10 protein-coding genes are annotated in these 11,898 nt (G+C 69.9%); 3 read left to right on the top strand and 7 right to left on the bottom strand.

What is annotated here, in order from left to right:
• Positions 1-131: 131 nt before the first annotated feature.
• Both ABD908_RS16975 and ABD908_RS16970 read right to left on the bottom strand, forming a co-directional pair.
• Entirely contained in the window at positions 132-2,324 is a 2,193-nt protein-coding gene (locus tag ABD908_RS16975; RefSeq protein ID WP_344998056.1) for a 3-hydroxyacyl-CoA dehydrogenase NAD-binding domain-containing protein, read from the bottom strand.
• A gap of 44 nt (positions 2,325-2,368) precedes the next feature.
• Positions 2,369-3,580, bottom strand: coding sequence for an acetyl-CoA C-acetyltransferase (locus ABD908_RS16970; protein WP_344998054.1), 1,212 nt, complete (start codon positions 3,578-3,580; stop codon positions 2,369-2,371).
• Positions 3,581-3,730: 150 nt separating this feature from the next.
• Here ABD908_RS16970 and ABD908_RS16965 point away from each other — a divergent pair, with 150 nt between their 5' ends.
• On the top strand, positions 3,731-4,906 hold the full coding sequence (locus ABD908_RS16965) for a TetR/AcrR family transcriptional regulator (protein ID WP_344998052.1): 1,176 nt from the start codon (positions 3,731-3,733) through the stop codon (positions 4,904-4,906).
• Here the strand turns inward: ABD908_RS16965 and ABD908_RS16960 are convergent.
• Both ABD908_RS16960 and ABD908_RS16955 read right to left on the bottom strand, forming a co-directional pair.
• Positions 4,898-5,794: a GlxA family transcriptional regulator gene (locus ABD908_RS16960; RefSeq protein ID WP_344998050.1), complete on the bottom strand. Its 897-nt coding sequence runs from the start codon at positions 5,792-5,794 to the stop codon at positions 4,898-4,900. The genes ABD908_RS16965 and ABD908_RS16960 overlap by 9 nt on opposite strands.
• Before the next feature lie 4 nt (positions 5,795-5,798).
• Entirely contained in the window at positions 5,799-6,374 is a 576-nt protein-coding gene (locus ABD908_RS16955) for a cysteine hydrolase family protein (RefSeq protein WP_344998048.1), read from the bottom strand.
• 327 nt (positions 6,375-6,701) lie between these two features.
• Between ABD908_RS16955 and ABD908_RS16950 the strand changes: the two genes are divergently transcribed.
• Together ABD908_RS16950 and ABD908_RS16945 are read left to right on the top strand one after the other, a co-directional pair.
• Positions 6,702-7,034, top strand: coding sequence for a hypothetical protein (locus ABD908_RS16950; protein WP_344998046.1), 333 nt, complete (start codon positions 6,702-6,704; stop codon positions 7,032-7,034).
• 168 nt (positions 7,035-7,202) lie between these two features.
• The gene (locus ABD908_RS16945; protein WP_344998044.1) at positions 7,203-7,817 is read left to right on the top strand and encodes a type III secretion system chaperone family protein; all 615 of its coding nucleotides are present in this window, start codon (positions 7,203-7,205) and stop codon (positions 7,815-7,817) included.
• Positions 7,818-7,848: 31 nt separating this feature from the next.
• On the opposite strand, the gene ABD908_RS16940 is transcribed toward ABD908_RS16945, so the two are convergent.
• The 3 genes from ABD908_RS16940 to ABD908_RS16930 all read right to left on the bottom strand — a co-directional run bounded on the left by ABD908_RS16940 (position 7,849) and on the right by ABD908_RS16930 (position 11,850).
• Positions 7,849-8,484, bottom strand: coding sequence for a KOW domain-containing RNA-binding protein (locus ABD908_RS16940; RefSeq protein ID WP_344998042.1), 636 nt, complete (start codon positions 8,482-8,484; stop codon positions 7,849-7,851).
• 28 nt (positions 8,485-8,512) lie between these two features.
• Positions 8,513-10,552 carry a serine/threonine-protein kinase gene (locus ABD908_RS16935; RefSeq protein ID WP_344998040.1) on the bottom strand — a complete coding sequence of 680 codons (2,040 nt, stop codon included), beginning with the start codon at positions 10,550-10,552 and terminating at the stop codon, positions 8,513-8,515.
• Between the two features lie 116 nt (positions 10,553-10,668).
• Entirely contained in the window at positions 10,669-11,850 is a 1,182-nt protein-coding gene (locus ABD908_RS16930; RefSeq protein WP_425584393.1) for an ROK family transcriptional regulator, read from the bottom strand.
• Between the last annotated feature and the right edge of the window lie 48 nt (positions 11,851-11,898).

Below are 11,898 nucleotides of genomic sequence, written 5' to 3'. Positions count from 1 at the left end.
CTCGGTCGCAGAGTCCGTGGCATAGCCGGTACCGGCCCCCTCACCGAGTTCCGGACCGTATCCATACAGCGAGGCCCGGCCCCGCGAACGGGAACCGGGCCTCGCGAGATGAGAACCGTCAGGCGACAGACCTACTCGTACGTCTCGCCGGCGTCTGCCTTGGCAATCAGGGATGCGGGCGGGGTGAATTGCTCGCCGTACTTCGCGGCCAGCTCCTGCGCGCGAGCCACGAACGGCTTGAGCCCGATCGTCCCGTCGGCGCCCTCGTAGCCGTTGATGTACTGCAGCACGCCGCCGGTCCAGGCCGGGAAGCCGATGCCGAAGATCGAGCCGATGTTGGCGTCGGCGACGGACGTCAGCACGCCCTCGTCGAAGCACCGCACGGTCTCCACGGCCTCGGCGAACAGCATCCGCTCCTGCAGCTCCTGGAAGTCGGGGTTGGAGCTACCCGACTTGAAGTGCTCCTGGAAACCCTTCGACAGGCCGGCACGCTTGCCGTCTGCGTAGTCGTAGAATCCGGCGCCGTCCTTCTTAGACGGGCGGCCGTTCTCGACCATCCAGTCGACCACGGCGAACGCGCCGTGGTTCGGGACCGTCTTGCCCTCGGCCTCGAGCGCCTCGGCGGTGGCCTTGCGGATCTTCTGCATCAGCGTGAGCGTCAGCTCGTCCGCCAGCTGCAGCGGCGCGGCCGGGTAGCCGGCCTGCAGGCCCGCCTGCTCCAGGTACACCGGGTCGACACCCTCGCCGATGGCCGCGAGGGCCTCGTTGATGAACGTGCCGATCACGCGGGAGGTGAAGAAGCCGCGGCTGTCGTGCACCACGATCGGAGTCTTCTTGATCTGCAGCGTGTAGTCGATCACCTTGGCCAGCACCGCATCCGAGGTCTTCTCGCCGCGGATGATCTCGACCAGCGGCATCTTGTCGACCGGGGAGAAGAAGTGGATACCGATGAAGTCCTCGGAGCGCTTGACGCCCTCGGCGAGGATCGTGATCGGTAGGGTCGACGTGTTCGAGCCGAGGATCGCGTCGGGCTCGACGATGTCCTCGATCTCCTGGAACACGGCGTTCTTGACCTCGACCGACTCGAAGGCTGCCTCGATCACGAGGTCGACACCCTTGAAGTCGGCGGCGTCGGCGGTCGGGAGGATCCGGCCCAGCAGCTCGTCGCTACGCTCCTGCGTGGTGCGGCCCTTGGCCAACGCCTTCTGCTCCAGGTTCACCGAGTACTGCTTGCCGCGCTCGGCGGCCTCGAGGGAGACGTCCTTGAGCACGACCTCGATGCCGGCCTTCGCCGAGACGTACGCGATCGCCGCGCCCATCATGCCAGCGCCGATCACGCCGACCTTCTTGGCGGTGTACTTGTCGTACACGGTTGCGTCGGGCCCGCCCCCGGGCCGCGACCCGCCGCCGTTGATGTGGTTCAGGTCGAAGAAGAACGCCTTGATCATGTTCTTCGAGACCTGGCCGGTGGCCAGCTTGGTGAAGTAGCGGGACTCGATCTCGAGCGCGGTGTCGAAGTCGACGTACGTGCCCTCGAACGCGGCGGCCAGGATGGCCTCGGGTGCCGGCATCGGCGCGCCCTTGAGCTGCTTGCGCAGGTTCGCGGCGAAGGCCGGTGAGTTGGCGGCGAGCAGCTTGTCCGTCGGGCCGCCGCCCGGGATCTCGTAGCCCTTCTTGTCCCAGGGCGCCGCAGCGTCGGGATTGGCCTTGATCCAGGCCTTCGCGGCGGGCAGCAGCTCGTCGACGGTGCCGACCAGCTCGTCGACCACGCCCACGGCCTTCGCCTTGGCGGGCTTGTTCCGCTGGCCCTGCAGCAGCACGCCCATCAGGGCGCCCTGCAAGCCGAGCAGCCGGACGGTGCGGGTCACGCCGCCGCCGCCGGGCAGTAGGCCCAGGGTGACCTCGGGCAGGCCGATGATCGAACCCTTGACGTCCGCCGCGATGCGGTGGTGCGTCGCCAAGGCGATCTCGAGGCCGCCGCCGAGCGCGGCGCCGTTGATCGCGGCCACGACGGGCTTGCCCAGCTTCTCCAGGCGCCGCAGGTCGCCCTTGATCTGCTGCAGGTTGTCGAACACCTCCTGCGCGTTCTCGGGCCGCGCCTGGCGGATCTGCTCGAGGTTGCCGCCCGCGAAGAACGTCTTCTTGGCGGAGGTGATCACGACGCCGGTGATGGAGTCCTTCTCCGCCTCGAGGCGGTCGACGGTCTCGTGCATCGACGCCGCGTAGGTGTCGTTCATCGTGTTGGCGGAGCTGGCCGGGTCGTCCATGGTCAGCACGACGACACCGTCGGCGTCCTGCTCCCAGCGGATCATGTTGTCAGACATACTTTTTCGTATTCTCCCTGGTGATAATCGAGCCGCACAGAGCTTCAGAGACGTTCGATGATGGTCGCGGAGCCCATGCCGCCGGCGATGCACAGCGTGATCAGGCCGTAGCGGCCTCCGGTGCGCTCGAGCTCGTCGAGGACGGTGCCGACCAGCATCGCGCCGGTCGCGCCGAGCGGGTGGCCGAGGGCGATCGCGCCGCCGTTGACGTTCACCTGCTCGCGGTCGAGCTTGAAGTCCTTCATCCACTTGAGCACCACGGAAGCGAACGCCTCGTTGAGCTCCCAGACGTCGATGTCGTCGGCGGTCAGGCCGGCCTTGGCGAGGACCTTCTCGGTGGCAGGCGTGGGTCCGGTCAGCATGATCGTCGGGTCGGCACCCGTCGAAGCGGTCGCAACGACGCGCCCGCGCGGGGTCAGGCCGGCCTTCTTGCCGCCGGCCTCGTTGCCCACCAGGACCAGGGCGGCACCGTCGACGATGCCCGAGCTGTTGCCGCCGGTGTGCACGTGGTTGATCTTCTCGACGTGGTTGTAGCGCTGCAGTGCAACGGCGTCGAAGCCGCCCATCTCACCGACCACGGTGAACGCGGCGCGCAGCTTGCCCAACTGCTCGGCGGTGGTGCCGGGCCGACGGTGCTCGTCGTTGTCGAGCACGACGAGGCCGTTCTGGTCCTTCACCGGGACGACCGACTTGGCGAACCGGCCCTCGTCCCACGCCTTGGCGGCGAGGTCCTGCGACTCGGCGGCGTACTGGTCGACGTCCTCGCGGGAGAAGCCCTCGATGGTCGCGATCAGGTCGGCACCGATGCCCTGCGGCGCGATGTAGTTGTCGTAGCTGTACTTCGGGTCGTAGAACAGTGCGCCGAAGTCGGAGCCCATCGGCACGCGGGACATCGACTCGACGCCACCCGCCAGCACGAGATCGTCGCCGAGGCCGGCCGCGACCTTCTGTGCCGCGATGTTGGTGGCCTCGAGGCCGGAGGCGCAGAAGCGGTTGATCTGCACGCCCGCCACCGTCTCCGGCAGACCGGCCACGATCGAGGCGGTGCGCGCGATGTCGGCGCCCTGCTCGCCCACCGGCGAGACGCAGCCGAGGACGATGTCGTCGACGGTCGCGGGGTCCATCTCGGGGTTACGCGTCCGGATCTCGTCGATCAGACCCACCACCAGATCGGTGGGCTTCACAGCGGTCAGCGAACCGCCCTTGAGCTTGCCACGGGGCGTGCGGATCGCCTCGTAGATGAATGCGTCAGACACTTGTCGTCTTCCGTCCTCTCGTGAAAGAAGGTTCGCGGACCGCGTTGGGTCCACCTGGCTACAGGCTAACCCGCCGTAACTTATTTTGAAAGGGCGGCTGGTCGAAAGGTGAAAAAGAGCACCTCCGATCGGCTAGTGTCTCGTTACACGATGACCAACACAGGCACCCGGCTGCGGCCTGCAGAGCGCCGCCGCCAACTGATCGCGATCGCCGCCGCGCTCTTCACCGAGCGCGGCTACGAGCACGTCTCGGTCGCCGACATCGCCCGCGGCGCCGGCGTGACCGGGCCGTCGGTCTACCGCCACTTCGCCGACAAGCAGGCGATCCTCGCGGCGGCGATGGCTGCGGCCGTCGACGAGATGGAGGCGGTCACCGACGCCGTACTCGCCCGCCCGGACGCCCGCTACGCCGACCTACTGGCCGGGGTCGTCGCCATGTCGGTCTCCGATCCGGTCCCCATCGTGCTGTGGCGGTGGAACCGCCGGCACCTGTCGGCGCAGCAGGCTCGGGCGATGATCGAGCGCAGCGAAGCGGTGCTCGGCCGCTGGGTGGGCCTGCTGGCGCAGGAGCGGCCGGCGCTGAGCGTGGACGATGCCCGGGTCCTCGCGTGGGCGACGCTGGCGGTGGCCGGGTCCGTACCCATCAGCCGGGGTCGAATCGGGGTGCGCCGCTATCGCGCCGAGCTCGAGGTGATCGGCGCGCGGGTTCTGGACGCGCCACCGTCGGCGGCACCGTCACTCCCCCCGCCACCGGCGCCGCCCGCTCGCACCATCCGACGTGACGAGTTGCTGGACGCCGCCGCGCGGTTGTTCTTCGACAACGGCTACGGGCAGGTGGGCATCGACGATATCGGTGCGGCAGTGGGAATCTCGGGTCCCTCGGTGTACCGACACTTCCCCAGCAAGTCCTCGATCCTGCTGGCGATCTGCGGCCGCGCCGCGGCGGGACTCGAGCTGGGCGTCGTCGAGTCGACCGCCGCCACGAACGACGCTCATGAGCAACTCCGGCTGCTGGTGCGGTCGTACGCGCGTAACCTCGCGATCTCGCCGGACCTCGCCGTCGCCTTCACCGTCGGGCGTGAGCTGCTCATCGAGGCCGGCGGCGAGTCCCTGCTGGCCGCGCAGCGCGGGTACGTGGCGCGCTGGGGCGCACTGCTGACCGGGCCCGACGGTGCCGGACCCGACGCGGCCGGGGCACGGATCGCCGTCGGCGCCGCCATGACCATCGCCAACGACTTCGCCCGCACCCGACGGCTGCGCCGCCGCCCGCGGTTCCGCGACGAGCTGGTCTATCTGATGGACACCGCACTCGGCCTCTCAGCCTGAGCGCAGGCGTCTCAGCATCCGCCCGTCGGCGAATCCGACGGTGCGGGCGGCATTCTCGACGGTGGCACCGCCCGCGATGAGCGCTTCGGCGTGCTCGAGGCGAAGGGCCTGCTGGTAGCGCAGCGGAGTGGTGCCGACGACGGCGCCGAAGGAACGCGTGAGGGTGCGTTCCGATACCCCGGCATGGCGAGCGATCGTCTGTAGCGGGAGGTTCTCCGCGAACCTGGTGTCGATCAGGTCGAGCGCGCGGTGCACCGTGTCGTCGGTGTGGTCGCGGTGCGCCAGCATGATGGAACGCTGCGGACTGTCGCCGTTGCGGCGCGTGTACACCACCATCGACCGCGCGACCTGCGCTGCCAGCGCCGGGCCGTGCCGGTCGGTGAGCAGCGCGAGCGCCGCGTCGATACCGCTGGCGATCCCGGCGGACGTCCGAACCCCGCCCTCGCTGACATACAGCACGTCCCGCACGACGTCCGCCGTCGGGTTCCGCGCCGCGAGCTCGGCGCACAGCTCGTGGTGCGTGGTGCAGCGGCGGTGGTCGAGCAGCCCGGCGGCGGCGAGCGCGAACGCCCCGGAGCACACCGACATCACCTCACCGCCGGCTTCATGGTGCTCTGCTATGCGGCGCAACGTATCCCGCGCGAATGGCACGCTCGCCCCGGCGGTCCGCCAGCCCGGTACGACGACGATGTCGTGGCGCGTGAGCTGCGGCCACTCCGTGTCCGCTGCCAGCCGAACGCCCTGATGGCTACGCACCGTCGGCGCCTCGCCGACGTAGCCGAGCCGGTACTCGGCGCCGCGGTCGCCCGCCGCGGCCAGGACCTGGGCGGGGCCCGCGACATCGAGCAGGTGCACCCCATCGGTCAGCACGAACAGCGCGGCGGTCACCGGATCAGGATGCCACCGCGGACCCGGTGAGAGGGTCCGAGAACGCGTCCGTGAGCGTGGCGATCCGCGCGAAGCGGCCGGCGAGTGCGAACTCGGTGCGCTCGATCACGGCCTCGGCCGCCAGGGCGGCGCCGGTGTCGGGCCGCGTGATCGGGAACGTCGCCGTCGCCTCCGTCACGAAGACCACATCGAATCCGAGATCGGCCGCGACGCGGGCGGTCGTCTCACAGCACTGCTCCGTCTGGATGCCGCTGACGATCACCCGCCCGACTCCGTGGCGCTGCAGGATCCGGGCGAGCTCGGTGGTGGTGAACGCGTTCCGTGTGGTCTTCACCAGGACCGGTTCGCCGGCCACGGGTCGCAGCTCCGCGGCGAGCGCGACGAATCCGGAGTCCGGGTCGAACACCCCACCGCTGCCGGGTTCCGAATGGAGCACCCACACGACCAGGGCTTCGCGCTCCCGCGCCTGTGCGACAAGTAGATTCACGTCCTCCACAATGTCCGGATTCGACACCTGTGCCCACGAGGGTCGCTGCCGAAAGGACTCTTGGACATCGATCACGATCAGCGCGTCTGTCATGCCTCCACGGTGCCGCGTGCGGCGCGCCTCGGGAAGACACGAACCAGGCACACACCGGGCGGATCCGGTCACGGTCGAGTCCGGTGAGCTCCGCAGAACGACCCCGACACCGCCGCAGGGTCGATTATTCGGCCGGCGCCGCTCATAGAGTTGTTCTTCGGGAATCCTCGCGCGGACACGGAGAAGTCCGGTCGTCGCTCGGATCGGCCTCGTGCCAGGTCTCCGTTAAGCATTCGCCAGGCCGCTGCGGGTGAACTGGACTCGCGCCCGTGAACCGTACGGGCATCGGGAATCGAAGGGACGGCGATATCGATGGAGCGAGTGTCGATGAGGAATCTGAATCATGCTGTGCGCTGGGCGGCGCGGCCGCTGACGATCGCCGGAGCGGCGGGGCTGATCGCGGTGGCGGGCACAGCCGTGGCGGGACAGGCCCAGGCGGCGGGGGCCTGCGCGATATCGAGGGCGACCTCGGGCTGGTCGTCGGAGCCGAACTCGCGCCCGGTGGCACGGGCACTGCCCGGCAACCGGATCCTGCTCGGCACGCACCCGTTCGGGCCGGCGCCGCATGCGGGGATGGTGTACGGCGCGAACCTGGACAACAACACGTACACCAACGTGTACATGTGGTGGGACCGCTCCGCGATCGGGCACTGCGGCTGAGCCGCAACGACCGGCACTGCGGCTGAGCCGCAACAACCAGCACTGCGGCTGAGCCGCAACAACCAGCACTGCGGCTGAGCCGCATAGGCTTGTTCGGCCCGCATGCACATGCATGTGGGCCGAACACGGCCGTATGGGACGAGCGTCCCCGTACTCGAGGAGGAAGCGATGGGCCTGTTCCGCCGGAATTCGGTGAACCCGGTCGCGGCGTCTGCCGAGGAACACGGATGGCGCTATGCCGGATCCAACGACGCGCTGGCGTATCTGGCGAACCACGAGCCGTTCACCGGCGCCCACCATCCCGGGGCGTACGACGTGGTCCGCGGCGAGATCGACGGCCACCAGTTCACCGCCTTCCTCCTCCAGTCCGAGGACACGACCTGGGACAGCGACGGCGACATGTACACGAACAACATCAACCACATGATCGTGACCATCCCGACGCCCGGCTCGCCGCACTCCCTCGAGATCACACCCACCGGCCACTTCGGCGGCGTCAAACGGGCGCTGACCGCCCATAAGGTCACCTTCGAGTCACAGGCGTTCAACGACGAGTTCATCGTGTCGGCGAAGGACCCGCGGTTCGCGCACGCCGTCCTGCACGCGCAGAACATTCAACGGATGCTCGACGACCCCCGCAAGCCCCTACCGCTGTGGTTCGAGCGGGATCTGCTGATGACCTGGAAGCAGACGCGGCTGAAGGTGGACGAGATCGAGCCCCGCGTCCGCTACCTCATCGACAACCTCGCCCCGATCCCCCCGAGCGCGTGGGAGATCGACTAGCCGACGGTCGGGTCGGAGACCGAGGATCCGCTCAGGGCTGGGTGCGCTTGGCGCGTTCGATCGCGGCGAGGGACTTCTTCGCGGCGAGCAGCTCGGCCTGCAGATCGGCGACGCGGCCCGCGGCGGCGTCGCGGGCCGCGGCCAACACATCGGCCACCGCCGCCTTCGCGTCCCGATCCCCCAGCCCGGCCACGGCCTTATGCACGGCGGCGATCGGGATATCCTGCGCCCCTGACGGTTTCGAAACGTTACGGGTGACCCGCAGCGATGCGGTGTTGTCCGCACCCACGTAGACGGTGATCGCCACCGACCGCGGCGCCCGGGCACCGGCGGTTCTCGGCGGCGAGGCCTTCGACGGTGCCGCCTTCGAAGCGATTTTCGCCGAGGGCGCGGTCCGCTTCGCCGGTGCCGCCTTGGCGGGCTTGGGCTGCCTGGTCATCCGGAGCTCGACGGGTTCGAACGGCAGCTGGTCGTCGACCCCGGCGGGCTTGACCGTCACCGTCGTACCGTCCACCGCGACGACCCGGCCGGATGCACCCGCGGCGAGCCCGAGTCCGGGGACCGGTTCGCGCAGGTACACGGTGGGGCGCCGGCCCTCGGCGATCTCGGCCGCGAGGTGGGTGAGGTCGGCGTCGGTCAGGGTCTGTTCCGTCGGGGGCGGAGTCATCTCAGTATCGAACCATTCGCGTCGGACGTCACTTCAGCTTGGGGAGCACGTCGGCGACCACGGTGTCGAGCGCGAGCGGGCCGCCGGTGAGCAGCGCGTCGACGCCGCTGCTCGAGTCGATGATCGACACGGGTACACCGGAGGTCAGGGAGTCGGGCAGCCCCGCGTACCCGCCGCCGCTGGCGCCGGAGTCCGTGCGGGCCACGAACGCCTTGTCCACCTTGTCGCTCGACACGAGGGAGTACAGGTCGGTCGAGTTCGCCGTGATCCACGTGCCGGTGCCGGTGATCGGCACCTGCATCGAGAAGCCCAGGGAGTTCAGCAGTTCGAACGGCGAGGCCCCGGTGTTCGCCACCAGCGTGTCCGAGCCGGTGTAGTCGAGCAACGTGGCCTTGACGTTCGCGAAGCCTGGGTTCTGGCCGCGGAGGGTGCCCACCTTCGCGTCGTACTTCGACTGCACGTCCTTCGCGCGCGCGGTCGCTCCGAGCGCCTTCGCGATGAAGTCCATCTGCTGCTTCCAGTCCCACCCGTTCGCGTAGTCGGTGGGCCGGGTGATGGTGGGCGCCACCGACTTCAAGTCCGCCGCCTGCGAGGTGGCGGCCGCGTCGGTGTCGATGATCAGGTCGGGCTTGAGCCCCGAGATCGCGGACTTGTCGGGTGCGGTGGAGGTGCCGACGGTGGCGATCGACGAGGCGCCCGGGATCCACGACGGCGCACCGGAGTTCGTACCGTTGGCCGCGCCCACGACCGGGAGTCCCAGCGCGGCCACCATCTCCGCGTCGCCCTGGCCCAGCGCCACGATCCGCGACGGGCGCGACTTCAGCAGCGTAGTCCCGTTGGCATCGTCGACGGTGACCGGTGACCACGCGTCGAGCGCGGGCCCGGCGTAGCCCCCGTTGCCCCCGCCGACCGCCCACACCACGCCAGAGATCACCAGCACCAGCACGATCACCACGGCGGCGCCCGCGACGATCAGGTTGCGGCGCTTGGCCTTCCCTGCCTTCCCCGCCGACCCTACGGGCGCCTCCGGCCCCTGCATGGTCGGGTTGGAGGGGTGCGACGGTCCGATCCCGCCGGGGTGCCGGTAGCCCGGCGGCGGCTGCCCCATGCCGGGGTACGACGGCGAGCTCGGCTGGCGGATCCCGGTGCGCTGCGCCGGATTCGACGGTGTCCCCTGCCAGTTGGGCGGCAGCGGCGCGGGCGGCACCATCCCGGCGGCGCCCGACATCCGGCGTGCGGCGGTGGCGAGCGCCGCGGCGAACTCGCCCGCCGATTGGAACCGGTCGACGGGGTTCTTGGCGAGGGCACGCTGCAGCACGAAGTCGACCTCGGGCGAGAGGTCGGGCCGCCGCAGGCGCACATTGGGCGGGTTCTGGCTGATGTGCGCGAGCATCAGCTGCCCGGTCACGTTGGTGTCGAACGGCGGTGCGCCGGTGAGCATCACATACGCTGCGCAGCCGAGCGAGTAGATGTCGGCGTGGTAGTCGACGGACTGACCCAGCAGCGCCTCCGGCGCCGTGTAGGCAAGGGTACCCACCACCATGCCGGTCTCGGTGTGCTGACCGACCTCGGTCTGCGCGGCACCGATCCCGAAATCCGCGAGCAGCACGTGCTCACCGCGCCGGCCCCGCTCCACGAGGAAGTTGGCAGGCTTGACGTCACGATGCAGGATGCCGTGCTGGTGGGCGTAGTCGAGCGCGTCGGCCACCTGCTCGACGACGTCGACGGTGCGGTCCAGGCTGAACGGGCCCTCGCGCTGCAGGATCGACGACAGGTTCTCGCCGTCGACCAATTCCATCGCGATCCACAGGTGCCCGTCCGACTCGCCTCGGTCGTACACGTCGACGATGCCGGGGTGCTTCAGCCCCGCCACGATGTCCGCCTCACGGTCGAACCGTGCCCGCACCGAGTCGCTGGTGGAGAACTGCTCGTGGAGCACCTTCAGCGCCACCGAACGTGGCAGCGTCCGATGCCGAACGCGGTACACCGACCCCATGCCGCCCGTACCCAGCACGGACTCCACGGTGTAGCCAGCGATCACGTCGCCCGGCTGCGCTACCACGGCCATCACCTCCCTGAGTTTCAGCTGATCAATCTACCGTCCTGCAGATTGCGCCGTACTTAAGGAGAGGTTGGAGTCCAGGCGGGGAGGTGCGCGACGAGCACCACCCCGCCCAGCGCGCCTCACGCCGAGATGCGTGCCACCGCCCCCAGTGGGTCCGTGTAGACACCGTCGAGGGCCACGGCGCCAGCGGCCTGCTGCTGCACCCGTGCGGCGGCGCTGGTCACCCGGACCTCGCGGCCGGGCTCGGCGGAGGTGGCCTTGAGCGCCCGCGACACCTCCGGCAGGATCGCCGGGTAGTCGGTGAACGCCTGCCCGCCCAGGATCACGCGGTCCGGGTTGAAGATGTCGGCCACCAAGGCGACGGCCTCGCCCAACAGACGGCCACGCTCGGCGATCAGCGCGTGCGCGATCCCCCCGTCGGCGGTGTCGGGACCCTGCTCGGCGATCTTGTGCACATCCGCGGGGGTGCGCGCGGTCAGGCCCGCGGCGACGGCTGCGTCCACGAAGGCCGTGTCGGTGACGGCGTCCTCGAGTCGGCCTGTGCGGTGCGTATCGAGCAGGTCTGCGCCGCGGATCGGCAGGTGGCCGATCGTGTGCGGACCCGACTTGGGCGCGTGCACGGCACCGTGCAGGGCGAGCGCGACGCCCACGGTCTCGCGGCCGTAGAAGTACAGCGTCGAGCCCTGCGACTCGAGCTCGGGCGACAGGTGCAGTTCGGCGGCGGCCATCGCCTCCACGTGCGGGGCGACGGTGACGGGCAGCCCGATCGCTCCGGACAGGCGCTCGCCCAACGCGACACCGCTCCACTTCAGGCGAGGATGGTCGACGACCACGCCACGGTCGTCCACCCGGCCGCCGATCGCGACGCCGGCGCCCAGGATCGAGCGCCCACCCCAGCGGGTGAGGAAGCGCCGCGCGCTGGTCGCGACCACCGACAGCACCTCACCCGGGTCGGTGCTGGCGGGAGTGGGGATCTGGATCGCGCCGACGGTCTTGCCGGACACGTCGTGCATCGTGATGGTACTGACGCGGAAGCCGATGTGGATCCCCAGAGCCAGCGGGCCGTCGGGGTCTATCTCGAGCGGAAGCCGCGGCCGGCCGACGACACCGCTGGCCGCGCGGTCGGCGCGCTCGTGCACCAGTCCCGCCTCGATCAGCGCGGTGACCTGGCGGTTGACGGTGGCGGCCGAGAGGCCGGTCTCGCGCGCGATCTCGTCGCGGAGCACCAGCCCGCCGCGACGGATCACCCGGAGCACGGCCGCGGCGGGCTTGTCCGCCACGCGCAGCTGAGGAGCGAACACGCGCGGTGCGGCGCCCGACGGAAGTCGGAGGCCAAGCGGTCTTAGGAA

It is taken from the genome of Tsukamurella soli, from assembly GCF_039541155.1.
Taxonomy (GTDB): Bacteria; Actinomycetota; Actinomycetes; order Mycobacteriales; family Mycobacteriaceae; genus Tsukamurella; species Tsukamurella soli.
Note: the sequence above shows the minus strand (reverse complement) of the source record. Positions and strands in the feature narration are given on the sequence as shown.